The 24,702-nt window shown below is 38.0% G+C and carries 24 protein-coding genes and 1 riboswitch; of the genes, 15 read left to right on the top strand and 9 right to left on the bottom strand.

Going from position 1 to position 24,702, the window contains the following annotated elements:
- Positions 1-7 precede the first annotated feature (7 nt).
- The 5 genes from ACLIBH_RS00915 to ilvA all read left to right on the top strand — a co-directional run bounded on the left by ACLIBH_RS00915 (position 8) and on the right by ilvA (position 5,801).
- Positions 8-1,549, top strand: a complete 1,542-nt coding sequence (locus tag ACLIBH_RS00915) for a 2-isopropylmalate synthase (protein ID WP_439314787.1) — start codon at positions 8-10, stop codon at positions 1,547-1,549.
- A 135-nt stretch (positions 1,550-1,684) separates the two neighbouring features.
- Positions 1,685-2,755, top strand: a complete 1,071-nt coding sequence (gene leuB, locus ACLIBH_RS00920; protein WP_439314788.1) for a 3-isopropylmalate dehydrogenase — start codon at positions 1,685-1,687, stop codon at positions 2,753-2,755.
- 26 nt (positions 2,756-2,781) lie between these two features.
- Positions 2,782-4,188 carry a 3-isopropylmalate dehydratase large subunit gene (gene leuC, locus ACLIBH_RS00925; protein WP_439314789.1) on the top strand — a complete coding sequence of 469 codons (1,407 nt, stop codon included), beginning with the start codon at positions 2,782-2,784 and terminating at the stop codon, positions 4,186-4,188.
- A 13-nt stretch (positions 4,189-4,201) separates the two neighbouring features.
- Positions 4,202-4,789, top strand: coding sequence for a 3-isopropylmalate dehydratase small subunit (leuD, locus tag ACLIBH_RS00930; protein ID WP_439314790.1), 588 nt, complete (start codon positions 4,202-4,204; stop codon positions 4,787-4,789).
- The gene (gene ilvA / locus ACLIBH_RS00935; RefSeq protein ID WP_439314791.1) at positions 4,767-5,801 is read left to right on the top strand and encodes a threonine ammonia-lyase; all 1,035 of its coding nucleotides are present in this window, start codon (positions 4,767-4,769) and stop codon (positions 5,799-5,801) included. The genes leuD and ilvA overlap by 23 nt, the downstream gene beginning before the upstream one ends.
- A 91-nt stretch (positions 5,802-5,892) precedes the next feature.
- Here ilvA and ACLIBH_RS00940 read toward each other — a convergent pair whose 3' ends face one another.
- The 3 genes from ACLIBH_RS00940 to ACLIBH_RS00950 all read right to left on the bottom strand — a co-directional run bounded on the left by ACLIBH_RS00940 (position 5,893) and on the right by ACLIBH_RS00950 (position 10,095).
- A complete protein-coding gene (locus ACLIBH_RS00940; protein ID WP_439314792.1) occupies positions 5,893-6,108 on the bottom strand; it encodes a YfhD family protein in 216 nt (71 codons plus the stop codon).
- Positions 6,109-7,046: 938 nt separating this feature from the next.
- Positions 7,047-9,095: an LTA synthase family protein gene (locus ACLIBH_RS00945; RefSeq protein WP_439314793.1), complete on the bottom strand. Its 2,049-nt coding sequence runs from the start codon at positions 9,093-9,095 to the stop codon at positions 7,047-7,049.
- Positions 9,096-9,480: 385 nt separating this feature from the next.
- On the bottom strand, positions 9,481-10,095 hold the full coding sequence (locus tag ACLIBH_RS00950) for a spore coat protein (protein WP_439314794.1): 615 nt from the start codon (positions 10,093-10,095) through the stop codon (positions 9,481-9,483).
- Positions 10,096-10,778: 683 nt separating this feature from the next.
- Here ACLIBH_RS00950 and ACLIBH_RS00955 point away from each other — a divergent pair.
- The gene (locus tag ACLIBH_RS00955; protein ID WP_439314795.1) at positions 10,779-11,684 is read left to right on the top strand and encodes a DUF4349 domain-containing protein; all 906 of its coding nucleotides are present in this window, start codon (positions 10,779-10,781) and stop codon (positions 11,682-11,684) included.
- Between the two features lie 410 nt (positions 11,685-12,094).
- Here the strand turns inward: ACLIBH_RS00955 and ACLIBH_RS00960 are convergent, their stop codons facing one another.
- Entirely contained in the window at positions 12,095-12,487 is a 393-nt protein-coding gene (locus ACLIBH_RS00960; RefSeq protein WP_439314796.1) for a hypothetical protein, read from the bottom strand.
- A gap of 233 nt (positions 12,488-12,720) precedes the next feature.
- Between ACLIBH_RS00960 and ACLIBH_RS00965 the strand changes: the two genes are divergently transcribed.
- The 5 genes from ACLIBH_RS00965 (at position 12,721) to ACLIBH_RS00985 (ending at position 17,483) form a co-directional block, all read left to right on the top strand.
- Positions 12,721-14,034: a uracil/xanthine transporter gene (locus ACLIBH_RS00965; RefSeq protein ID WP_439314797.1), complete on the top strand. Its 1,314-nt coding sequence runs from the start codon at positions 12,721-12,723 to the stop codon at positions 14,032-14,034.
- A 316-nt stretch (positions 14,035-14,350) separates the two neighbouring features.
- Complete coding sequence (locus tag ACLIBH_RS00970) at positions 14,351-14,725, top strand: GntR family transcriptional regulator (RefSeq protein ID WP_439314798.1); 375 nt, start codon at positions 14,351-14,353, stop codon at positions 14,723-14,725.
- 11 nt (positions 14,726-14,736) lie between these two features.
- On the top strand, positions 14,737-15,426 hold the full coding sequence (locus tag ACLIBH_RS00975) for an ABC transporter ATP-binding protein (protein WP_439314799.1): 690 nt from the start codon (positions 14,737-14,739) through the stop codon (positions 15,424-15,426).
- Positions 15,423-16,256, top strand: a complete 834-nt coding sequence (locus ACLIBH_RS00980) for a hypothetical protein (protein WP_439314800.1) — start codon at positions 15,423-15,425, stop codon at positions 16,254-16,256. The genes ACLIBH_RS00975 and ACLIBH_RS00980 overlap by 4 nt, the downstream gene beginning before the upstream one ends.
- Before the next feature lie 15 nt (positions 16,257-16,271).
- Positions 16,272-17,483, top strand: coding sequence for a hypothetical protein (locus ACLIBH_RS00985; protein ID WP_439314801.1), 1,212 nt, complete (start codon positions 16,272-16,274; stop codon positions 17,481-17,483).
- A gap of 347 nt (positions 17,484-17,830) precedes the next feature.
- Here ACLIBH_RS00985 and ACLIBH_RS00990 read toward each other — a convergent pair whose 3' ends face one another.
- Positions 17,831-18,166, bottom strand: coding sequence for a thioredoxin family protein (locus ACLIBH_RS00990; protein WP_439314802.1), 336 nt, complete (start codon positions 18,164-18,166; stop codon positions 17,831-17,833).
- 120 nt (positions 18,167-18,286) lie between these two features.
- Here ACLIBH_RS00990 and ACLIBH_RS00995 point away from each other — a divergent pair, with 120 nt between their 5' ends.
- The 3 genes from ACLIBH_RS00995 (at position 18,287) to ACLIBH_RS01005 (ending at position 19,761) form a co-directional block, all read left to right on the top strand.
- Positions 18,287-18,508, top strand: a complete 222-nt coding sequence (locus tag ACLIBH_RS00995) for a hypothetical protein (RefSeq protein WP_439314803.1) — start codon at positions 18,287-18,289, stop codon at positions 18,506-18,508.
- 626 nt (positions 18,509-19,134) lie between these two features.
- Complete coding sequence (locus tag ACLIBH_RS01000; RefSeq protein WP_439314804.1) at positions 19,135-19,569, top strand: hypothetical protein; 435 nt, start codon at positions 19,135-19,137, stop codon at positions 19,567-19,569.
- Positions 19,570-19,632: 63 nt separating this feature from the next.
- Entirely contained in the window at positions 19,633-19,761 is a 129-nt protein-coding gene (locus ACLIBH_RS01005) for a hypothetical protein (protein WP_439314805.1), read from the top strand.
- Between the two features lie 92 nt (positions 19,762-19,853).
- Here ACLIBH_RS01005 and ACLIBH_RS01010 read toward each other — a convergent pair whose 3' ends face one another.
- From ACLIBH_RS01010 to ACLIBH_RS01025, 4 genes are all read right to left on the bottom strand, one after another.
- Positions 19,854-20,444, bottom strand: coding sequence for a YkoF family thiamine/hydroxymethylpyrimidine-binding protein (locus ACLIBH_RS01010; protein WP_439314806.1), 591 nt, complete (start codon positions 20,442-20,444; stop codon positions 19,854-19,856).
- A 102-nt stretch (positions 20,445-20,546) separates the two neighbouring features.
- Positions 20,547-20,652: riboswitch (TPP riboswitch) on the bottom strand.
- 369 nt (positions 20,653-21,021) lie between these two features.
- Positions 21,022-21,177, bottom strand: coding sequence for a UPF0236 family transposase-like protein (locus ACLIBH_RS01015; RefSeq protein ID WP_439314844.1), 156 nt, complete (start codon positions 21,175-21,177; stop codon positions 21,022-21,024).
- Between the two features lie 162 nt (positions 21,178-21,339).
- A complete protein-coding gene (locus tag ACLIBH_RS01020; protein ID WP_439314807.1) occupies positions 21,340-23,472 on the bottom strand; it encodes a heavy metal translocating P-type ATPase in 2,133 nt (710 codons plus the stop codon).
- Positions 23,456-23,845, bottom strand: coding sequence for an ArsR/SmtB family transcription factor (locus ACLIBH_RS01025; protein WP_439314808.1), 390 nt, complete (start codon positions 23,843-23,845; stop codon positions 23,456-23,458). The genes ACLIBH_RS01020 and ACLIBH_RS01025 overlap by 17 nt, the downstream gene beginning before the upstream one ends.
- A 400-nt stretch (positions 23,846-24,245) precedes the next feature.
- On the opposite strand from ACLIBH_RS01025, the gene ACLIBH_RS01030 reads away from it, so the two are divergent.
- The gene (locus tag ACLIBH_RS01030) at positions 24,246-24,569 is read left to right on the top strand and encodes a hypothetical protein (RefSeq protein WP_439314809.1); all 324 of its coding nucleotides are present in this window, start codon (positions 24,246-24,248) and stop codon (positions 24,567-24,569) included.
- Positions 24,570-24,702 lie beyond the last annotated feature (133 nt).

Here is a 24,702-nt window from a genome sequence, read left to right on the forward strand (position 1 = left end):
ATAAAAAATGACGAGAATAAAAATCTTTGATACGACGTTGAGAGATGGAGAGCAATCCCCCGGTGTAAACTTGAATCGTTTAGAAAAGCTTGAGATAGCAAAGCAACTGGAACGCTTTGGAGTAGATCGAATGGAGGCGGGCTTTCCAGCTTCCTCTAAGGGCGATTTCGAAGCGGTAAAAATGATTGCTGATACAATTAAAAATACGTCTGTAACAGGATTGGCACGATCGGTTAAGTCGGATGTGGATGCGGCATGGGATGCATTAAAAGGAGCAGATGAACCACGTCTTCACGTATTTATTGCAACATCTCCGATTCATATGACGTATAAGCTAAAGAAGTCTCCGGAAGAAGTAATCAAACTTGCGGTAGACATGGTAACTTATGCGCGTAAGAAGTTCCCGCAAGTACAATGGTCAGCAGAAGATGCTTCACGTTCTGATTTACCTTTTTTAGCACAAATTATTGAAAAAGTAATTGATGCTGGAGCGACGGTCATTAACTTGCCAGATACTGTCGGATATGCAACACCTGAAGAGTATGGGCGCATGTTTAAGTACATGAAGGAAAATGTACCTAATATTGATCGGGCTATTCTTTCTTGTCATTGTCATAACGATCTAGGGCTCGCAACAGCAAACTCAATTGCTGCGGTCGCAAATGGAGCTACGCAAGTAGAAGGTACGATAAATGGTATTGGCGAAAGAGCAGGAAATGTTGCTTTAGAGGAGATTGCTGTAGCGTTTAATATTCGTTCGGACCAGTATGGGTATACAACGGGTCTTAAGCTTGATGAAATTAAGCGTACGAGTGATCTAGTCTCCAAATTAACTGGAATGCATATTCAAGCTAACAAAGCGATTGTTGGAAGAAATGCATTTGCTCATGAGTCAGGAATTCATCAGGATGGTGTGCTAAAGCATGCCGCAACGTATGAAATCATTACTCCAGAGATGATCGGTCTGAAGTCGAACACACTCTTTTTAGGGAAGCATTCTGGACGCCATGCATTCGGAGACAAAGTAAAAGAAATGGGCTACACGTTATCTGAGGAAAAGCTGAAGGAAGCATTTGTTATGTTTAAGCAGCTGACAGATCGTAAAAAGGAAGTTACGGATGATGATCTTTTTACGATTTTGACAGAAATACAAACAGATCATTCTGCGGTAGAAAAGTATCAGCTTGAAACGTTCCAAGTTCAATATGGTAATTCGAATATACCTACTGCTACTGTCGCTTTAAAGACGCCGGAAAATAAAATAGTTCAGAAGGCGTGTACTGGAAGTGGTAGTGTTGAGGCCTTATACGAAACACTAGATGCAATTATAACAGAGGAGCTTGAATTGGTAGATTACCAAATCAGTTCTGTTGGACGCGGCAAGGATGCACTTGCAGAAGCGCACATTCAGTTGGTTGTAAATGGTGAGCAAATGAATGGCAGAGGATCTGCACAGGATGTTATTGAAGCTTCAGCGAATGCGTTTATAAATGCTGTGAATCGTTATATTATTCAAAAGCAAGCAACAGAAAGACAAAAAGCTAAATAAAAGATAAGTAGACGTAATGCTACTTGAAATGAAATATTAGATAGGATGCTTTGGCCTTTGCTTACGGATATGTGGCTGGGCCAAAGTTTTTCACATTTATATTTATTAAAATAGTTGATAACAGGAGGGAAGCATATGAGTAAGCGAATTATTCTGCTTCCGGGCGATGGTATTGGAAGAGAAATCATTGGTTCTGCAAAGACAGTATTAGATGCAGTTGCAGAAAAATATGGTCATACATTTAATTTTGAACACCATACAATCGGTGGTGCTGCCTATGAGGAACATGGAACACCGTTAGCTGATGAAACGATTGAAGCGTGCTTGCAAGCTGATGCAATCTTGCTTGGCGCAGTCGGAGGGAAAAAGTGGGATACGCTCCCCCCTCAGCTTCGTCCTGAACAAGGGCTGTTAAAAATTAGAAAAGCACTTGGGCTATTTGCAAACATTCGTCCAATTAAAGGCTTTGCTCCACTATTACACGCTTCCCCACTTAAAGAAGAAGTTATTCTCGGCAGTGATATTTTAATTATTCGCGAACTGACTGGTGGCTTATATTTTGGAGAGCCAAGAGAGCGAAGAGAAGATGGGAACGTTGCTGTAGACACATTGCTTTATCATCGTACTGAAATAGAACGTATTGTAGAGCAAGCCTTTGAAAGTGCAATGCTTAGAAATAAACATCTTACTTCGGTAGATAAAGCAAACGTATTGGAGTCCAGTCGTTTATGGCGAGAAATCGTTGAAGAAAAAAGCAAGGCATATCCGGAAGTAACCGTCGAGCACATGCTCGTTGATGCAGCTGCAATGAAATTAATTACAGATCCTACCCATTTCGATGTCATGGTAACAGAGAATTTATTTGGCGATATTTTGAGTGATGAAGCATCTGTCTTAACTGGTTCAATCGGTATGCTGCCGTCAGCTAGTCTATCAAAAAATATTGGTTTATATGAACCTGTACATGGATCAGCACCGGATATTGCTGGTAAAGGTATTGCAAATCCACTCGGAATGATCTTATCTGCTGCACTAATGTTGCGTTATTCGTTTGAGTTAGATAAAGAAGCGTCTGAAATAGAAGCAGCTGTGAATAAGACGTTAGAATCAGGCTATCATACAGCCGATCTTGATATAAAGAATGGTAAAAAAGTAGGGACGTCAGAAATGACGGATCTCGTTGTAAATCAGATCAAAAGAAAGTAATGGTTATATGATGGAGGTGTCATGTAATGGGAAAGCCAGAAACAGTAATTGAAAAAATTTGGAAAAAACATGTTGTTCACCAAGAGGAAGGTAAGCCTGATCTTATTTATATTGATTTGCATTTGATACATGAAGTGACTTCTCCACAGGCGTTTGAAGGGTTACGTTTAAATGATCGTAAAGTACGCAGACCAGATTTAACGTATGCTACAATGGACCATAACGTGCCTACCAAAGATAGGGAAGTTATAAAAGATGAAGTTTCCAAGATTCAAATGGAAACATTAAAGAAAAACTGTGCAGAACATAATATTCCTTTAGCGGATATGTATCATCCAGATCAAGGAATTGTTCATATAATTGGCCCGCAGCTAGGGCTCACGCAGCCAGGTAAAACAATCGTATGTGGAGATAGTCATACGTCCACACATGGGGCATTTGGTGCAATTGCATTTGGGATTGGAACAAGTGAAGTTGAACATGTATTTGCTACACAAACACTATGGCAAGAAAAACCAAAGACATTGAATATTAAAGTAGAAGGAGATCTTGCACGAGGAGCGACTGCAAAGGATCTAATTCTAGCTATTATTGCTAAATACGGTGTACGTATGGGAACTGGATATATCATAGAGTATACCGGTAAAGCAATACGTGAAATGTCAATGGAAGAACGTATGACAATCTGTAACATGTCCATTGAAGCAGGTGCACGAGCTGGTTTAATTAGTCCGGATGAGACGACTGTTGACTATTTAAGGCATCGCAGACATGTTCCAAAAGGGGAAGCATTTGATACGTTAGCAGCTGAATGGTTGGCATTGGCAACGGATGAGGGTGCTACGTATGATAAAGTACTAACGATTGACGCCTCAACGATTGAGCCACAGGTTACTTGGGGAACAAACCCTGGAATGGGCGCACCAGTAAGTGGATCAACTCCAAGCTTAGCCGACGTTGAAAATAAAGAAGATGTTGCACGTGCACTTGAATATATGGGGCTAAAAGAAAATCAACCAATTCATTCTATTGAAATTGATCACGTTTTTATTGGCTCATGTACAAATGCGCGCTTAAGTGACTTACGAAAAGCTGCTCATATTATTAAAGGAAAAAAAGTGAAAGATTCGGTACGGGCAATCGTTGTACCAGGCTCATTCCTTGTGAAAATGCAAGCGGAAGAAGAAGGGCTTGATAAAGTATTTAAGGAAGCAGGCTTCGAATGGCGCGATGCTGGTTGTAGTATGTGTTTAGGTATGAATGATGACATTGTTCCGCCTGGTGGCCGTTGTGCTTCGACATCTAACCGAAATTTCGAAGGCAGGCAAGGAAATGGAGCACGGACACATCTTGTTAGCCCAGAAATGGCGGCTGCAGCTGCAATAGAAGGACATTTCGTAGATGTTCGTCAATATGCTGGAGCTTTAAATTAGGAGGAGATCTGTCATGGAAGCTATTAAGAAACATACAGGACTTGTTTATCCGATGAATCGGTCAAACGTTGATACAGATCAAATTATCCCTAAGCAATTTTTAAAGCGGATTGAACGTACCGGTTTTGGCCAGTTTGTGTTTTATCATTGGCGGTTTGATGATAATGGGAATAAACGTGCTGACTTTTCATTGAACGATAAAAAGTATGAAAATGCATCTGTTTTATTAGCAGGTGAAAACTTTGGTTGTGGCTCTTCTCGAGAGCATGCACCTTGGGCTTTATTAGATTATGGATTTCGCGTTATTATCGCACCAACATTTGCGGACATTTTTTATAACAATTCGTTGAAAAATGGCATTGTTTTAATCAAAATGGATGAAGAGCAAATACAACAGTGGATGAGGCAGGCGGACACAGGCGAGCTTTATTTGACTGTTGATTTAGAAGCACAAACGATAACGGATGGCGATAAGGTAGAGTATAACTTTGATATTCCAGAATATCATAAAAATAAACTGATTAATGGTTGGGATGATATTGCTTTGACATTGCAGTATCAAGAACAGATAACCGCTTATGAAACAGCTACACAAAAGTAAGGAAAGAGTGAAACTTGAGGAGTGTGGGACAATTGGGGATTTCTTAACAGGTGAAAAGATCTATCGGGCGCTAGAACGATTAACGCCGATTGTTCACCGTACACCATTAATAACATCCGAAACAACGAATCGGATTGTCGATAAAAAAGTTTACTTTAAAATGGAAAACCAGCAAAAAACAGGTGCCTTCAAATTTAGAGGGGCAACCTTTAAGTTAATGCAATTGTCCTCTGAGCAGTTACAACGTGGAGTTTTAACTGCTTCAGCCGGCAATCATGCGCAAGGGGTGGCGTATGCATCTGCTAAGCTAGACGCAAAAGCTACAATATTTATGCCTGAAAAAACACCTTATTCCAAGGTCGAAGCGACGAAAAATTACGGAGCTGAAGTTGTGCTTGTTGGTTCCTCCTTTCAGGAAGCATTTGAAGCTTCAATGGAAAGGCAGAAACAAACAGGTGCAACCTATGTACATCCATTTGATGACTACGACGTAATGGCCGGTCAAGGGACTGTGGCGATGGAAATGTTAAGACAGGAAGACCGTATTGATACGTTCATCGTACCGATCGGTGGTGGCGGTTTAATTAGTGGCATTGCTGTCGCAGCTAAGCATGTTAACCGCAATATACGGGTAATTGGCGTACAGGCTAGCGGTGCACCAGCGATGTACAATAGTTACCACGATATTCCGGGCAATGAGTCGGATAATGTTGACACGATTGCAGAAGGGATTGCTGTAAAGAAACCAGGCTCACTCACTTCACCAATAATAAAAAAATATGTAGATGACATTGTTACAGTAACAGATGAAGAGATTGCAACAGCGATTTTGTATATGTTGGAACGGAATAAGACGCTAATGGAAGGTGCAGGAGCGGCAGCGTTAGCCGCATTATTCTCTAAATCGCAACAGATTAAGTCTAGGCATTGTGGTATTGTTGTTAGTGGCGGTAATATTGATATTAGCTCTATTCCAAAAATACAACGACTTGCAAGCAATAGTCCGCTGTAGACTGTTAACAAAATATGTACAAGAAAAGGGTCTCTATAGCAAATTAGCTTGTGAGACCTCTTTTCTTGTACGATTAGTTAAGAAGGATAAATTACCTTTTAGATCTTTCTTCGGCTTTACGACTTCGCTTTTGAGCTACTTTGTCATCTAAGTCTGCGAGTTCTTCTGAAAACTCGATGTCCATACCATCGGTTAGTTCATTTTTTGGAGTTTGTGCGAGCGCTCGCTTTCCGCGTGCTTTTTTGTGCTCATCTCTTCCGATTTTAATCACCTCGTTATTTTTAATTGTCAAAATAAAAATGTACATTATCAGTACTTATGATTTGTTCACTGTACATTCTTTTTTGCATGTTTAGTTTGTACGAGGTTGTTCAAATAAATGTATGATCGGCACAAATAGTAGTATTGTACGGCTGTTGTTATCCGTCGCCGTTGGCATATGCTTTGCTTTCCGTGGGCAACACCTCAACTAATTTAAGAAGTTTTCCCAACTTCTTAAATGGATTTTCGGCTGTTGCTTTTCCCACAGGAGTCTTCGCATATGCCAACGGCTATTGATCTATATGAACGATGGATAAAGCTTTTATATAATCACCTGTACGTAAAGTAAATGATCTATTATTAAAATTTGCACCTTCCATTTAATGCAGTTGCGTATTATTTAATACGTTGTTGTTATCCGTCGCCGTTGGCATATGCTTTGCTTTCCGTGGGCAACACCTCAACTAATTTAAGAAGTTTTCCCAACTTCTTAAATGGATTTTCGGTGTTGCTTTTCCCACAGGAGTCTTCGCATATGCCAACGGCTATTGATCTATATGAACGATGGATAAAGCTTTTATATAATCACCTGTACGTAAAGTAAATGATCTATTATTAAAATTTGCACCTTCCATTTAATGCAGTTGCGTATTATTTAATACGTTGTTGTTATCCGTCGCCGTTGGCATATGCTTTGCTTTCCGTGGGCAACGCCTCAACTAATTTAAGAAGTTTTCCCAACTTCTTAAATGGATTTTCGGCTGTAGTGCAATTCAGCGAAATCAGAGCGCAAGCTTTCATGTTTTTGTTCTACTTCATGATTAGGTATTCCTCGACTTAAACTACAACCTCAATGTCATTTGACAAAGAACCCACTTTACTCATACTAAGCATTATGGAACAAAGCGTCCAAAAAAGTGGCTCCTTAGCCAACGTAGGTTGGTAGGAGCCACTTAATTATTTAACGGGATATTTAATTTACTTTTATTCGGTTGGTTGCTCTACATTACTATCTAACTCACTATTTTCATCCGTTTGTTGTTCAACCTCTGAGGAAAAGTCCTCGTCGGATATGTCAGGTTTCTTTATTATTCCGTGTTCCTTTAAATAGCTGCTACCATCTCCATAAAAGTAGTCTGAACTATCAACGTCTTCCCATTCATCATTCGGAGAGTAAAATCGTAATAAATCACCTTGCAGGACTTTATCGGAAAGCTCTAATTCATGCTGGATATTTTCTTTCATTTTCAGCATGTCATCTGTAGGCTCTAATTCCTCGCCACTGTCTGTATCATAGAAAACATCTTTAATGAAGCTATATTCTGGTGTAATGAAATCACCATTTCGAAAGGCGACAAAATCTTTATGGCCTTCTGAGAAAATATCCGTTCCAAACTGAATATAGTCTTGTGCACGAATACCTAGTAAATGTAGCAAAGTAGGCATAATATCGATCTGACCTGTATAATCGTCTACAAGTCCTTTACCTTTAACACCTGGAACCTTTATCATCAGTGGTACACGCTGCAATTGTGCATATTTAAACGGTGTAATCTCTTCCCCGATAATTTCAGACATTGCTCGATTATGGTTATCTGAAATTCCATAATGGTCTCCATAGATTAATATTACAGAATCCTCATAAAGACCAGCTTCTTTTAGATCAAGGAAGAATTGCTCTAAAGATTCATCCAAGTATCGTGCCGTCTGAAAGTAACGATCGACTGAACCGTCACCTGTTTCAGCGGGTGCAATCGTTGCATCTTCTTCATCAATTAAATAAGGGTGATGATGCGTTAAAGTTAACAAATGCGCATAAAAAGGTTGATCAAGTGTTTCAAGTAATGGCATGGATTCCTCAAAGAATGGCTTATCCTTTAAACCGTAATTAATTACTTGCCCTTCACTCATATCATAATACGTGTCATCAAAGAAATGATCGATAGCAAACTTTTTATAAATTTCGTCTCGATTCCAAAAAGACTTACTGTCTCCATGGAAAATAGCGTTTGTATAGTTTTGACGCTGTTTCAATATTGCTGGTAAAGATTGGTACGTATTCCCGGACTTTGTCACAAAAGCTGCACCCTGTGGTAGGCCATACAAGGAATTATCAAGAATAAACTCAGCATCGGCTGTCTTTCCTTGTTCGGTTTGATGGAAGAAGTTCTCGTAATACGTAAAGTTTTCAGCTTGATCGTGTACTAATGAATTTAAAAATGGTGTAACTTCTTCACCGTGCAGTTCATAATCGATTAAAAACGATTGAAATGACTCTAAATGAATCTTTATAATATTTTTACCTTCTGCAATACCGAATAATTGTTCATTTGGCTCTGCAAATTTGTTTTTTGTATAGTTTTCGACTTCAGTAACATCACTACTATCAGCTAAAACACGTTGTGTGGATGACTTTAGGTTTTGAATTGCATCATATATTGCAAAATTGTATGCTCCTAAATATTTCACAATATAATTTCGATCGAAAGTTCTTTTTAATAGTTGTGGTCGATCTGCCTCCGCTAAACCTAGATTAATAGAAAAAACAACTACTCCGGTTATAATAATTAGAGCTGGCTTTTTCACGTTCATACGCTCCAAGGACCAATTGCTTCTGCTCCACATGTATAGAGCAATAAGAATAATAATATCAAAAGCGTATACGATGTCCGTCCATGTTGCTAGGCTAGCGATGCTTCCGCCTAAACTGCCAAAATTACTTGTTTGAGTAAGAACAGGCAATGTAATAAAGTCACTGTTAAATCGATAAAAAACTACGTTTGCATACAAGAACAAACTCATTAAAAACTGAATGGCAATAATATAGATGCCAACTCTTTTTCCGCGGGCAAATAACGCAATCCCAAGGAAAATTAATGCCGAACTAAGTGGGTTTATAAATAAAAGAAATTGCTGCATTGTATTTTGAATATCTAAATTAAATTCTGCTACGTACGTAAAGTAGGATTTAAACCAAAGAAGCAAAGTTGCTATTGTAAAAAATCCGATTTTTGAAGAAATAAATTTCTTCATTTTTTTCACCTCAATTTATTCAGAGCCATTTGTAAATTTATTGTAAATTCATTTGACCGACTACTAATAATAGCAAACAAATTGTAAAAAAGCAAGATGCTTGCTGCTGCTCGATAATAGTCTTTTACCCATAAACAAATATATTAAACATTCATTTGTTTTATGAAAAATTCCATTAAACTGTTGCAAATTTGCCTTATAATTCCGTTTTGTAAATACATTATAGTGAACAGTAAGAATAGAATGAATGAAGGATCGTATATCTTTAAAGGTTAGCGTATAAGCATATTGGTTATATTAAAAAGACAGGTAATTTCATTATAATAATGAATTACCTGTCTTCGTTCACCCTTTTTTTATATGTTTACCTACACAGCGGTATTTCTTAATGTGGCATAGTTCCTTGAATTGGAGCAAAAGCATTCGTATACATTTGCATGTCTTGTTGTTTTAATTGCGGGACTTGATAATACTGTTTCTTGTTTTGGTAAAGGAATATCTCATATGCCATTTCGATAATATTTGGAATACTGTCCTGAAAAACACGACGTATCACAGGATTAGTAGCTTCTAATGCAGTCATTGTAAATCCTGAAGCCATAGCTTTTAATTGTCCAAGCATAAAGCTAGATATACATTCGTCGTTTAGCTCGCTAATTGATTGACTTGGTTTCTTAGGTTGTGCAGGCTGTGTTCCAAACGTAACATTGTTGCTTTGATCCATGTGATATGTTTGTGTTTTAGTTGCTGGGTCTTGACCAGTTTTAAGTGTATCAACGGCTGTATTATAGAGCTGAGTTATAAATGTGCGATGGCGTTGTAACATCGCCATTAGCTCTTGATCCTGAATATGCTGTTCATATAATAAAGAGTGCTCCATCGTACCAATAATTGAGCCCATTGCTTCATGAATGTCAAGCAGTTCGTGTCCGCCGAAATTCATTTGTGCTTGCATTTGACTTGAGTTTTGCATTCCTTGCTGTTGATTTTGGTGTTGCACAAAAAACCCCTCCTTTTTATCATCGAAGTTATTTTGAACTGGTTTATCAAAAATATACATAAGAATGAATTTCAATCGCTCATATTACTAACAGTGCATGCGTTTATATAAAATATACTTATTTGGCGGAAGCAACTGACGGCGTAAGTGATCGACATTCCATCTGGTTTCCCTTTGTTTCCGTTGCGACACCTCAGCTTTCTCGGAAGCAAAGCGCCGTATTCTGTAGGAGTTTCACCGTTTCTTTTTCCACAGGAGTCATCGTGTATCCGACTTCCATTGAATAGTGCAAACTTCTTTGATTACGAAGGTAGTGACTGGTTTGAAGTAACTTAAGGAAAAATTGTTAGCCATTTACTCGCGATGAATATGTTAGAATAGTAAGAATAAGAAACTTCTGTGTGAAATAGAAAAAGATAATTATTTAGCTACGAAGGAACGAGCTGCTCGAAATGAAAGACGGCAGCTCCTGCGAGAAAAGCATGCGTCTTGAGACCCCACAGCAAGCGTTTTTTGAGAACGAGAAGACTCAAGCAAGGCCTGCGGAAGTGTCCGTCTGTATTGTAAAGCAATGGGTTTAATACAGTGTGATTTTTACGAGATACACACTAATTCAAATGGAAAGGAAGGAACAATAGGAGAAATAATAACGACTAAACATAATAAACGAGGGAGGGAAATGAATGAAAAAGCGATTTTGGATTATACTATGCTTCGTATTGCTTTTCGGAAACGCTTGTAGTTCTGGTGATTCGGAGCTCAATGAACAATCTCGTCAGGACGTAGCTTCGTATTCGAGTGAAATTGGTGTAGAGGAAGATATGGGGAATCAATCAGTGGAAGAGGAAAAAGCGGAAAGTAAAATAGAAGGGCCATCCGACAAGCCTTCTAAAGAAGGATTCGTAGATCGAATGATTATTCATCAAGCCCAATTAAGTGTAAATGTGAAAAGTATTGAGGAAGCCCAGCTGCGTGTCGAAAAAAAGGTTGAACAATATGGTGGTTATATCGTGCAGGCAAATGTTTACAAAGAGACAGAAGAATATGTGAATGGACATATGACAGTACGTGTTCCTGAAAAACATTTTCAACAATTTTTAACCGATACAGAAAAGGAAGCTGCGGACGTACTAGAGCGTAATGTAACCGGACAAGATGTGACAGAACAATACGTTGATTTGGAATCAAGGCTAAAATCTAAGCGGGCCGTTGAAGAAAGGTTGCTAGATTTTCTTCAAGACGCTACAAAAACCGAAGACTTGTTAAAGATATCCTCTGACTTAGCAAATGTTCAAGAAGAAATTGAAGTGCTCGTTGGGCAAATGAATTACTTAGAAAATCAATCTGCATACTCCACTATTGAAATAGCGATGCACGAAATAAGTGTTAACGTACCTGAAGTAAAAGGAGACTCATTAGATACGTGGGAAAAAACGAAAAAACAGTTGGCAACGAGTACAAACTGGATCCTAGCAACAGCTTCAGGCATTGTCGTATTTATAGTAGGGAATTTACCTGTTTTTGCAGTACTCTTTCTCGTTGGAACAACAATTTATTTCGTAGTAAGAAAAAAACGAAAGAAAAAGTAAAGGCGACATCGTAGGCTCTTCGTACTTACCAACTTTAGTATAAATCGTTTACACATTAATTACTAACATGCGTTGATCAAATCTTTAGCCTTAAGACTTATTGAAATGATTTTTTTGGACTAGCTTGTGTAAAATCAAGAAAAGCTCTCCGACACTTGCGAATGGAAGCTGCGAGATTCCAGTGGTAGGAAAGAGATTGGTAAGTACCGTCAGTATGCAGTACGAGACGGCTCACCATTCGCCCGCGGAAAGCGAGAGTCGTACATGAACGAAAATGCCAGGAAATTTCTCTTTATTCATTTTTTTCATGAACGTCTTAAATTTAGTTACATGGCTGCATATCAATAGAAAAGCCCGTTACAAACTCCCTATCGGTATGTAACGGGCTTTTCTTATACTATTTAATGTTCCTACTTATCCTTTTCTGTTTTCATAAAAGTTAAGAGCAAAAAGAAGACGAAGCTAAGTAATAAGACTGTTCCTCCGACGATAAAAAATACCGTTGGCAATGCCCCTTCCATACCAAAAGGTCTTAAATAATAGAACCACATACCGACTGTTAAACCGATTGATCCAATAATTGCGGACCACACATGGAGTGTAGCAACAACTGTTTTAGCCGGTGTGAATATTTTATAAAAGACTGCCCAGGCAAAAAGTGTAAGCCAGCCTACAACTAAGATGTGCGCATGGAGCGTTTTAAATTGCAGACTTCCTGCACCAGCCATATGGGAGCCTAAAAACGCTCCTAATAATGCAAATAATGCCGAGAAACGCAATAATGTTTTACTATATTGATTCAATTTCATCTCTCCTAACAATCTTTCTTTGTTTGAAAATTCATCGTTTCCATATTATAGTCGATGAATATGAACAAATGATGAATAAATGATTACAATTACCTCTATTGAAAGTATAGAGGATTTTATAAAATGTTTCACCTTTTTCTTAGAGAAACGTAGCGTACACGAATTATTTGTTAGGACATATAGGAAAACTTCTTATAAAAGCATATCGTGAAAGGCGGTCATCTCTCATGAATGAATTGCGGCAGTCCGGACACTGGATAGCAGGAGTGCAGTGGCTTTTTTTTATTTTTGCCAATATTGTTATCATTCCAATCACTGTTGGTGAGGCATATCAATTAAAGCAGGAAACGATTGTTTCGCTCTTACAGTTATCCTTTATGGTGACGGGCTTAGCCTGTCTTTTTCAAGCATTTGTAGGACATAAGCGGCCGATTGTAGAAGGTCAATCGGGTCTTTGGTGGGGAGTGATTTTAACACTTGTTATAACAACATCTGCTCAAGGAATGCCACTAGAAGTACTTGGAGGAAGTCTTGCAATCGGTATTTTAATATCAGCTGGATTAACGGTGCTCATTGGAGTAACAGGTCTAGGTCCATTTATTGCCAAGCTATTTAATCCGAGTGTAATGGGTGTGTTTATGTTTTTGTTTGGTTGTACATTGATCCAAATTTTCCTAAGGGGAATGATCGGAATCCCATTTGGTCATACATCTGGTGCAACAGTAATTAATCTTCCAGTTGCGGTCGTATCGTTTTTCGTTGTCTTGCTAGTTATCGTTATTTCAATAAAATCACCAGCAAAGATGAGAAGCTATGGTTTGCTAATAGGAATTCTAATCGGTTGGATTGTTTACACACTCATTTTTGGAGCGGAAAAGACCGTTAATACAGCACCATTACAGTTTACTTTATTCCCTCTAGGTGCCCCGGTGTGGGATGCAGGTGTAATAATTACCGTCGTTCTAGCAGGAGTCTTAAATACAGCTAATACGTTTGGATCGTTAAAAGGAACGGATGTACTTTTTAATCAACGAGCGACAAATAAAGCGTATGCCTCGTCTTTTATAATAACGGGGATCTTCACAGGACTTGCCGGTCTTTTAGGCCTTGTTCCTTATGCTCCGTATGTTTCATCGATTGGTTTTTTAAGACAGACAGATATATTGGAACGTATGCCATTTATTTTAGGCAGTGTACTCTTTTTACTAATGGGACTCATCCCGCCAATTGGAGCTTTCTTTTCGACACTGCCGTTAAGCATCGGGAGCGCGGTTTTGTTCGTGGCATATTTACAGTTGTTCAATTCATCTTGGGACTTTTTTCGCCAAATTAATATCAATACGTTAAATGTTTATCGCGCCGCTATCCCGCTTTTTGTTGGCATTATGATCATGACTTTTCCGTCTGCGTATTTTGAATCATTGCCAATTGTTGTGCGGCCATTTATTAGTAGTGGATTGCTCGTAGGAATTCTACTGTCACTTATTCTAGAAAATCTATTAAACTGGGATCGAATCGGACAGCAAATAAATAAAAGTTAATCGTTTTTAAGCGGACTGGCGATGTGGCTAAATACAGGTAGTTCATTTTCACGATGAAAACTACCTGTATTTTAATAATTTTGAGCGTTATAGAGTGCCCGCGTCTAATGGGAATTTAAGCCCGAATAAAGCGAAACAGCAGTAATATTTACTAAATACTGTAATTTATTTTCAAAATGAGTTGACACCTTTACTGTATGAGTCATATAATACATATATAATACTTTAAAAACTTATGTCCATTTTTGTGTATCGTGTACTAAGTAGTTAATACAGTTATCGTTTTTACTTTGGGCGAGTGGGAGTTGAGGAACAAGTGCAGTTAAAATTTAATAATCGTGATCCAGTGTACGTACAGGTTATTCGTTATTTCAAAGAGCAAATGGCCAGCGGGACGCTTACAGCAGGGCAAGAAATTCCATCAAGAAGGGAACTGGCAAATAAACTGAAGATAAATCCAAACACGGCTCAACGGGCTTACAAGGAAATGGAGGAGGAAGGCTTGATATATACAGAAGGGAATTTGCCGAGTAAAGTAACGAAGGATGAAAACAAAATGAACGCTGTTCGAAATGAACTATTAATGGATGCTGTCGATACATTTGTCCAATCGGTTCGTCCTATCAATGTATCTATGGAGGAGCTCATTCATTTGGTTACCGATAAATACAGTAAGGAAATTGGGGACTAGGGGGGATAGGAATGATTGAAGTAAACGGGATTACGAAGAAGTATGGCCGGAAAAAAGTACTTAATGGCGCTACCTTTACTGCAAATAAAGGAGAAATAACTTGTTTAATTGGTGTGAATGGGGTAGGGAAAACAACGATACTAAACGCAATTATGGGCTTAACGCCAATTCAAAGTGGTGAAATTTTAATTGACGGGAAAAAGCGCACGAAGCAATCGTATGAAAAGCTAACTTTTATTCCGGATGCAATTACGATGTTGCCACAAATGCGAATAATGGATGCCTTTGAATTTATGAAAGATTTTTATACGACATGGAATGAAAAGAGAGCGACGGAGCTGCTTACATTTTTCCGATTACAGCAAAACGATCGAATTTCTGAGCTGTCCAAAGGGAATACAGCAAAAGTAAATTTAATTCTTGGACTGGCGCTTGATGTTGATTATGTATTAATGGACGAACCGTTTTCTGGGATCGATATTTTCAGCAGAGAACAGATTGCCAATGTATTCACGAGTCATTTAATTGAAGATCGAGGCGTTATTATAACTACACATGAGATAGCGGACATTGAGCATCTTATTGATAAGGCAGTTTTATTAGACAATGGAGTTATTTTAAAGGAATTTAATGCGGAGGAAGTTCGGGAGTCAGAAGGAAAATCAGTGATTGATGTAATGCGGGAGGTTTACCACGGATGAATTATTTAAAACTATTAAACTTTGAACTCAATCGTTTTACAAAGGTGTATGCTGGCCTTCTTCTCTTAACGGCTATTTCTCAATTCGTTGGACTATTTTGGCGTACGAATAACTATTTAAAAGAAGCAAAAGGGTTAATTCAACGTGGGGGTATGACGCAAACAACCTTTGTGGAACAGTATGGGCAATTAGATATGTACCAAGTTATGCAATCGCTTCTTTACTATTTTCCGATTGCGATCTGTGCGGGTTCATTAATGTTTTATATTTTTTTAATTTGGTATCGAGATTGGTTTGGGAAAAATACATTTATTTATCGATTACTAATGTTACCCACATCAAGAATAAATGTAGTGTTAGCAAAGGCAACTGCAATTATGCTTGCTGTTCTTGGGCTCGTCGCGTTTCAGTACGTATTAATAATAAGCCAAAGTACGATTTTAAAATGGCTCGTTCCAAAAGGATTACGACTCGATCTTACGGTTACTGAAATTGTAAGTAATCAACATTACTTATCCATTATTTTACCGCAAACATTTATTCAGTTTTTGCTCAATTATGGGTTAGGTCTAACGTTCTTAATGGTTTGTTTTACCGTTATTTTATTTGAACGTAGTTATCGGTTGAAAGGTGCTATTATAGGTGTTTTGTACGGATTGGTAATGCTTGTTCTGTTTTTTGCACCATTATTAATTTTATTTTTTATTTTTGAGAAAGAAATTTTATATCCAGAGGAAATATTACTTACGCAAGTTGCAATCGGTACTATTATATTAATCCTTTCAACATGGATTAGCTGCTATTTGATTAAAAATAAGGTAACGGTGTAAAGGAGGCGAAAATTATTGGCTAAATATTGGAAGCTTATTACGATTACGACAGTTATTGTATTTTCAATAGCTGCATATTATACACAAGCTGCACTAGCTACGAAAGGGTATCCGCAATTTAGTATTAAAAGTATCGAAGGAAATGAAGATGTAATTGACTCGTTAGTTATCTCAGCCGATTACAAGTGGCATTATGTAGGAGAGCCACTGCGTATTGATAAAACAGGGTCACACTATTGGCGGGATGAGTCTTACCTCACACAGCTAAAAAGTTACTATCAGCCGATAGAAACAGAAGTGTTACAGGATGAGTATAAAAGCTTTATGCGCGGTAGAGAGAAGTGGGAAGGCTATATAGAAAATGGGGATACATATGTTGCATATGCTAATATTCCTTATACGTATTATGGATCTGCTCTACAAAAGTTTGACTTAGCCGTATTAAACAAAGATACGAAAGAAACCGTTGCGTTTGAACATCCGATTCCGAATTTGGGCGATTACTACTATTTTAACGTTTTGAATGTCCAGTATACGGATGATAAATTGCTTGTCATAACTGAAAACGGTAAGGAAGGAGAAATGATTGAACTACACTTATATACGTTTGATATGAACGAACAAGTATTGATAAGTGATGACGTTATCCAGTCGTTTGCGTATAAAGAAATGGAATATGGCTATGAAAGTATCGAAGTAATACCGAGTGAAGAAGAAGGAAATTACTCCGTTGCTATAACATTTCAAACATACAAGCATTTGAATAGACCGAATGATTATGGGGCTCATGAGGTCGTTGAACATGAAATCGTGATCTATGACCCTCTGAGCAAGTCAAGTCAATTGATAAAAGGAATTAAAGCAGATGAGCGAATCGGTTCAGTAGTTGCTTATAATAATGGAAATTTATTTTTTAAGCAATACAGTGTAAATGGTAGCTTTAGCATTGCGAAATATAATGTAGAAAATGAAGTGCATGAAGATGACTTTATTACTTTTCCTGCCGTTTTTAATGAGCCGTTTTCACTGGAAGAAATTACAGTGAAAGTGCATGAAGGCAATTTATATGGTATAACTCCTTATACAGATAAAACGGCGAACGCATATATAGTAGCAAGTGATATTGAAACAGGCGAATTAGGCTATTATGGTGAAATTACACCGGAGAAAGTCGACGCATTAGATAAAGCTGCTGTGCTATATATTCAGGATTTTGGCTGGAAATAACATCGGAACGAGATGAATTGAGATAGATAGAGCCGTATGGAATTGGAATTTGGATATTTCAATTTCATGCGGCTTTATTTTTGTGAAGGTTTATGAAAAGTTTTAAAAGCATTCAACACGTTTTAATGAAGTGTGTATTGAGAATTTCTCCAAACAAAACAGCCTGATGTGCTATCGGTTATAAAAGAAGCCTGGACAATTTGTATATCTACTAAACGACAAGTACCCCGTAAAAGTCAACGATATGCATGGGATCGGAAGATGAAAACAGCGTGTTGTCATTCCGTAATTTATGTACGGCAATTGGAGAAACGATAGCCGATGCCTACACAGGATTCACATGCTAATTAAAGGTCGATGTTTTCATATATTTTATCAATTCGTTCCTCGAGCTGTTGCATGTGAACAATTCGTGCTTCTCGAATATATTCTTTTCCTTCTACAAATAACAGAAGAACCGGAACGGTGAAAATTGAAAAGCGACCAGCAATCGCTTCTAATTCAGCAGTGTTGACTTGGGCAGTTTGAATGTCTGGATATTTTTTCAGTAAATTTTGTACTTGTGGTAATAAACCATGACAAACACTGCAATTTGGTTTTGATATATATAGAAAGGCGAGTGTATGATCGGAAATAAACTTTTCTACCTTTTCCAGTGAAGAAAGCTGTTTAAACATGTTCATGTGCTGTACCTCCTAATTACACTTATAATACCACGGGATATACGATTGATCCATATAACATGTTTAGGATTGGTCATTTAAGGAAAAAGAAAATTAATGCTAAAAATGAGGTGACGAATCATGACGCAAAAGCGCGATAAGAAAGCATTTGAAAAAACGAACAATCAAGAGGAGCAGCATGAAGAAGATAGAAACACACTCGATGGATTTAAAGAACAGCAGTTAGTCGATGATATACCACTCGAGGATTTGAAAATTGAAAAGCAACAAGAGGATAAAAAGAAAAAATCGCAGGACACGTCTCAAAGTGAAAAAAAGTATAATGCAGAAACGGATTTGTAGGTCCAGATCATCGTAGTGTAGCCATATTACAGCATACGTCTCCTACTATAAATTGTCGCTTTTTATAGTAAAAATACGCAACTCTCTTAGTGGATATGACGTTACAGAAGTATACGAGCCACATATAAATATAAGGAATCGAATTCAAGCCTTGATAAGATTCCTTCCACCACCCATAACCCATTAAAGAAAGTCAACTGATCACTGACTTTCTTTTTTTTATTGCTTCTAAACTATGACACCTCTAGTTCATTGTTCTATTAGACAAGAATACATTTTACAAAAACGATACAGGAAACCAGTCAAAAGAAACTTTCTAATCATTAAATATAGTGTAGGAGGTGAGAGAGATTAATAGACATTTATGCGATGTGTGTGCAAGGAGAAGACGAAAGAAGAAGATAGATCATTGTTGCCATAGAAGGGAGCTGCATAAATTGGATAGATTTTGTTATTGTAATGGAAGTAAAGTTCATGATTGCCGCAAGCTTGTGTGCGATTGTAATAAAAAGCATTGGGATAAAACGTGCGACTGTTGTATCAAATGTCGATTTAAATGCCATTGCTGTATAGATCATCGTAAGGACAAAGATATGTGTGACGATAAAAAAGGAAAGAAAAAAAATATGACGGATTTGAGAGATTTTGAATTTTACACGTTAGATCCAAATGTAGAAGAAAGTAATCGTCAGAAACTAGAACCTAACATGCAAACGGAGGTTGCGACTGTTACGATTGATAAATTAAAAAAAGGTGATCTTGTCTGGTTAAGCGGTGTAATAGGACTGGATAGTGACGATAATAATGAACGTACAGTATTGATGAGGATTTTTAAAGGAACCCCACCCGTTTTAACACCTGGTAATGAGATTTACCGTGCTAAAATTGAGATTGATGACCGATTTGATGATGATAATGTCGTAGAGCCGCTCGCACATGTAGATGTAAGTACTTTAGAGGACACGAATGTAACATATACGGTTACACTTGAGCCTTCTGGAGATAACATCTTCTTAAGCGGACCGGTTACGTTTACTGCTGCGGTTATTAATAAGTATTAATCTTTTCGCGCACAAATTGTTGCATGATAGAGCTTCTGTCCTTAAATTAGGAGCACTTGTTTAATGGACATTGAAAAGACGATTGATTTCATCATTTCCCGGGAAATATTGACAAGTTCTACAATCGTTGCGGTAGGACGCTTAGCAACCATAATGCCGTCTAAAGTTTACGATTATCCACGAAAAATATAAAGGGACAATTTATTGCTAAAGCTTCAAATGAGCATTAGCGGGGAAAAAGAGCAAGCGTAAAAGGCGCTTGCTCTTTCTCGTTTTTAGTCATGTTATTTATGAGACGGGCTGTTAGCTGACAAGGAAACGGTCATTACTGTATGCTTAGATCCACTTTCCACCGTAGCACGAAATGCAGCTTCTAATCCTTTGAATATGGCGTTTGTATCTCCATCTAGTCGGGTGGAATAATGACTATGGGTAACGTCTACAAATGCCTTCATTGCTTCAATTTGTTTATAAATTGTATCCATATAGTTTTCACCGCCAAGTGGATACAGAGAAAACTTAGCGGCAGCGTATTGTTTCTGGTTTTTTATTCGCGCTTCATTTGCAGGTACGTCATCTTCCGCTAAATATACGTCTCCTGCTGAATCTCCGGGGCAACCAAGTGAATAAGTTGCTTGAAATGAAACGTGCACCCCCGTATGGGCTGCTTGTAAAAATATCGCATTTGTCACATCAAAAACATGGGTCATTTTCCCTCGGACGACTGTAGATACATCATCTGTTTTTATCCATACTTTGTCAGTGTTTACCCTTTCTAAAGCATTTAGAATTACTGCAACAAAGTCATCCGTCATAGGTGAAATTGTAAAGCTTGCTCCCGCAATGTCTGTCTTTTCGCAATTCGTATTAACCAAAGAAATGCCTCCTAATTAACAAATTAATGGGTAGGGAATGCGAATTGAAGGCTAAAGAAAAAGCTGCACCCTTTAGAACGTGCAGCCGAATAGTAACTGTTGTTTAATTTGACTGCACTTCCTCACGCTAGTATTATCTAGTTCGAGTAGTAAGGGTCAGAAGCATTGTTCCTCTCAGCCATCAAAGATAGCTCCCCCAGTGCTAAATTATTATATTATATACTATCCTATCGAATCGTACTTGCTTTGTAAAGGATGCGCTTGAGTCACGTATTTGTGGGTGTTATTTTAAGAAGTTAAAAAACCTCTCTTTGTATTCGTTAATTTTAGTATTGATTCCTACCGACCGCAGTAGATATACACTACGCTTTCCGTGGGCACGGCCTCAGCCTCCTCGAGAAAACCACTCTGCGGGGTCTTCGGACGCGTGCTGTTCCCACTGGAGTCTTCGTGTATATCTACTGCTCGTTTTATTGCGCCTTAAAAACCTTTTAATCCTTTTAAAGCAGCCACTACGGGCTTGTTTATAGACTGCTGTAAATAGGCTATATTAGAAGGGCTCATCATTTGTCCACTATCAAAGTCTAAATGGCGCCAGAAAACTCACATACTTTTTAGCCTCACGATCGTAATAATAATTCCTTCGCAGTTCAACATGACCAAACATCGAATCAAATGATAGTTTCCTTTTATCCCTCAATTCAAAGCGTTGCTTATCCCTATTATCAGCGATCTATATGAATGGGTTTTTAGCCAATGAAAGCTCGCCGCGCACCCATGGAAAGGGTCCGCGGCGATGAACTACTGGATTGTATTATTCGATTCGTAACGTTACTATTCGTTCACAATTTTTGCCACAACACTTTCGCATCCGTTAGGACAAACAAGGTAAATATTAAACGTTATTTTCTATTGAGCTTCTTTCGCCTGCTCTCATTAAACGCATTGAATTTAATACGACGAGCAGTGTTGCACCTACATCCGCTATAATGGCTAACCAAAGGGTAAGCCAACCTGGAATGACGAGTAAAAGAGCAATAATTTTTAACCCAAGTGAAAAAGCGATATTTTGCTTAATAACGTGCAATGCTTTTCTACTAAGTGAGATTGTGTAAGGGAGCTTTTCTAAATCGTCTGCCATTAATGCAATATTTGCGGTTTCCAATGCTGTATCTGTTCCTGCGCCGCCCATTGCAATACCGACATTTGCTGAAGCAAGTGCGGGTGCGTCATTGACCCCGTCGCCGACCATTGCTACTTTCCCATATTTTTGCTGTAACGACTTAATTGTAGTAAGTTTATCCTCTGGAAGAAGATCTGCTCTCGTTTCACTTAATCCTAATTGATTTCCAATAGCGACCGCAGTTGTTTTGTTGTCACCTGTTAGCATAATCGTTTTTTGAATTCCAAGTTTAAAGAGTTGGTCTATAATTGAAAAACTGCTTTTTCTTATTTGATCGGCGACAGCTATAATTCCATAAACTTCGTTGCTCGTTCCAAGAATCATTACTGTTTTACCTTCCGCTTGCAGACTAGAAATTCGTTGCTTGCTTTCTCTAGGTAATGAACCGATCTCTTCAAATAAGACTGAATTTCCAATATAAACTTCTTTTCCATTAATTACTGCCTTTGCACCTTTACCGGTAATTGATTGGAAGTTTTCTGCATTAACCTTTTTACCTTCTACCAGTTTTGCTTTTTTAATTATGGCCGAAGCAAGTGGATGTTGAGAGTATGCTTCAATTGCATGGGCCAAGCTTAAAATATCCGCCTCTGAATACGGTTCAGTTGGAACAATATCTGTTACCTCAGGTGTCCCTTCCGTTAAAGTACCCGTTTTATCAAAGGCGATCGCATTTAAACGTCCGGTTTCCTCCAAATGAATACCACCTTTGATTAAAATCCCATTGCGAGCTGCGTTTCCTATAGCAGTAACGATCGCCACCGGTGTGGAAATAACAAGTGCACATGGACAGCCGACTACAAGAACAGCTAAGCCGAGATAGATCCATTCGGTCCAACTTGCCCCAACAACAATCGGTGGTAAGATGGCAACGAGAAGAGCTATTGCCATAATGGCAGGTGTATAATATTTGGCGAATTTATCAACAAATTGTTGAGAAGGTGCCCGCTCTGCCTGTGCTTCTTCGACTAAATGAATGATTTTAGATAGCGTAGTGTCTTCCACTCGTTTTGTAACTCGAACTTCTAAATATCCTTCTTGGTTAATCGTTCCTGCAAATACTTCATCTCCGAACGTCTTATGAACCGGTATGGACTCGCCGGTAATTGTAGCTTGATTGAGAGAAGATTCCCCTTTAATAATCTCGCCGTCCATTGCTGCTTTTTCACCAGGCTTTAAGATCATAATGTCATTTATGCGGATATCTTCAACGTTCAGTTCTTCGACAGAATTTCCACGCTTAATCATCGCTTTTCTCGGTGCAATATTTATTAACGTCCGAATGGATTTCCGCGCTTTATTAATGGAGAAGCTTTCCAATGCTTCACTTAATGCGAACAGAAATACAACAATTGCTCCTTCGCCCCATTCACCGATGATGGCTGCACCGATAATGGCAATCGTCATTAAGGTTTTCATATCAAAATCTAATTTTACAAGGTTTTTTAGCCCGACTTTAAATAGATCATAGCCGCCGATTATAATAGCTAATGCAAACGTTCCGATTGTAAAGGGACTTTTTGGTTCAAGTTGAAAGTATAAAACGTAACCGGCAATAATGAAAAACAAGGAGATAATCGTAGTGATACTTTCGCGTTTTCTCCAAAATGGGGTTGTATTTTCAGGCGGAGGCTCATTTTCTGACAAAACTTTAATCCCGTCAAAGGCACCAGCCTTTTCTAATTGGGCAATCGTTGCATCTCCCTTTACCGTAAGCTTTAAAGCTCCGAAATTCACTTGAGCATCTTCTACGGTAGAAATTGCACGAATATTTTTTTCGAACTTTGCTGCACAATTCATGCAAGATAGTCCTTGAAGTCGATATACATTATCGTTCGTTGCCATGTTGCTCCTCCTTTGCATGCACCATTGCAATATATACAAGTTGACGTACGTGATCATCGTCTAGTGAATAAAAAACAAGTTTTCCTTCTTTACGATATTTCGCTAGTTTCATTGTACGGAGTAATCGTAAATGATGGGAAGCAGTTGCAGTAGTTGAACCGATTATGTTCGCCACATCACATACACATAATTCTTTAGCAAGTGTTAAAGAATAGGCGATTTTTAAACGAGTTGGATCGGATAAGGCTTTAAATATTGATTCTACACCGGACACATCATTTATTTGTAACTGAATTCGTTTAACTTTTTCTTCATCGTAGCAAAAAGTGTCACACGTGTCTTTTATAGCTACAGTTTCTTTACTTTCAGTCAAATTGCCCACCTCATTATAATAGTCATTTGAATGTTTTGTTGATTCTATTGTAACGCGAGAAAACGACAAGAGTCAATCAAATAGTCAAACATATATTTGAATGAAGAAAAATGCCTTTCTTAGTTTATATATATTGTGTGTTTGTTGTTCGGTATTTATAATGTAAGGAAGCAATGATTTTATGAAGCTAATGGAATGAATTCGTATTTATTTAATTGCTGAGCACTACTATAAAAGGGCATTTGGAACACAATGGAGAAGGGTAACTTTTTTATCATTGCCGTTCATGAAATATATGCACTTTCTGCGGGCGAGTGGAGAGAAATCTGGTTTTCCACAAGCTAATCCAAGACCCCTATTAAGTTATTACACTGTATACTATATGTAAAGGAGCGTTTGTATGAAACAAAAATTGTTAATTGGCTTTCTTTTAATACTTGTTATCGTTGTTGCTTTTTTCTTTGTAAAAAAGGAAACGAACCCCGATGCAGATACGCGGGTGATTTTAGAACATACGTATTCGACGTATATTGCGCCACCATGTTTCGAACAATCGAATGCTACAAATCATATTGCGGATGGGACGTTAGGTGAAGCGATAGATTTGAATTATAAAGCAAATGACACATGCTCAAAGGAAGCGCTTGCTGGAGAAAAGGATAGTTTATTTGTAAGCTTACTGAAGGATGTCGGACTCATTAATAAGAAATGGGATATGTGGTAATTATACGCAATACGATTAAAGTATTTAGTAGGTTTTATATGTCCAGGTCTAATTGTCAGTTACGAACTTTACCATAGTTGAAGGTAATATATGAAAAATAAAACGATGCTTCTTGTATTGTGCAAATACAGGA

This window comes from Virgibacillus sp. W0430, assembly GCF_051846935.1.
In the GTDB taxonomy this organism is placed as follows: Bacteria; Bacillota; Bacilli; order Bacillales; family Amphibacillaceae; genus JBPYCR01.

Bases quoted from the DNA above. Each gene is read 5' to 3' on its own strand.
- ACLIBH_RS00915 (WP_439314787.1), top strand. From the start codon at position 8: ATGACGAGAATAAAAATCTTTGATACGACGTTGAGAGATGGAGAGCAA.
- leuB (WP_439314788.1), top strand. From the start codon at position 1,685: ATGAGTAAGCGAATTATTCTGCTTCCGGGCGATGGTATTGGAAGAGAA.
- leuC (WP_439314789.1), top strand. From the start codon at position 2,782: ATGGGAAAGCCAGAAACAGTAATTGAAAAAATTTGGAAAAAACATGTT.
- leuD (WP_439314790.1), top strand. From the start codon at position 4,202: ATGGAAGCTATTAAGAAACATACAGGACTTGTTTATCCGATGAATCGG.
- ilvA (WP_439314791.1), top strand. From the start codon at position 4,767: ATGAAACAGCTACACAAAAGTAAGGAAAGAGTGAAACTTGAGGAGTGT.
- ACLIBH_RS00940 (WP_439314792.1), bottom strand. From the start codon at position 6,108: ATGTACATTTTTATTTTGACAATTAAAAATAACGAGGTGATTAAAATC.
- ACLIBH_RS00945 (WP_439314793.1), bottom strand. From the start codon at position 9,095: ATGAAGAAATTTATTTCTTCAAAAATCGGATTTTTTACAATAGCAACT.
- ACLIBH_RS00955 (WP_439314795.1), top strand. From the start codon at position 10,779: ATGAAAAAGCGATTTTGGATTATACTATGCTTCGTATTGCTTTTCGGA.
- ACLIBH_RS00965 (WP_439314797.1), top strand. From the start codon at position 12,721: ATGAATGAATTGCGGCAGTCCGGACACTGGATAGCAGGAGTGCAGTGG.
- ACLIBH_RS00975 (WP_439314799.1), top strand. From the start codon at position 14,737: ATGATTGAAGTAAACGGGATTACGAAGAAGTATGGCCGGAAAAAAGTA.
- ACLIBH_RS00980 (WP_439314800.1), top strand. From the start codon at position 15,423: ATGAATTATTTAAAACTATTAAACTTTGAACTCAATCGTTTTACAAAG.
- ACLIBH_RS00990 (WP_439314802.1), bottom strand. From the start codon at position 18,166: ATGAACATGTTTAAACAGCTTTCTTCACTGGAAAAGGTAGAAAAGTTT.
- ACLIBH_RS00995 (WP_439314803.1), top strand. From the start codon at position 18,287: ATGACGCAAAAGCGCGATAAGAAAGCATTTGAAAAAACGAACAATCAA.
- ACLIBH_RS01000 (WP_439314804.1), top strand. From the start codon at position 19,135: ATGACGGATTTGAGAGATTTTGAATTTTACACGTTAGATCCAAATGTA.
- ACLIBH_RS01005 (WP_439314805.1), top strand. From the start codon at position 19,633: ATGGACATTGAAAAGACGATTGATTTCATCATTTCCCGGGAAATATTG.
- ACLIBH_RS01020 (WP_439314807.1), bottom strand. From the start codon at position 23,472: ATGGCAACGAACGATAATGTATATCGACTTCAAGGACTATCTTGCATG.
- ACLIBH_RS01030 (WP_439314809.1), top strand. From the start codon at position 24,246: ATGAAACAAAAATTGTTAATTGGCTTTCTTTTAATACTTGTTATCGTT.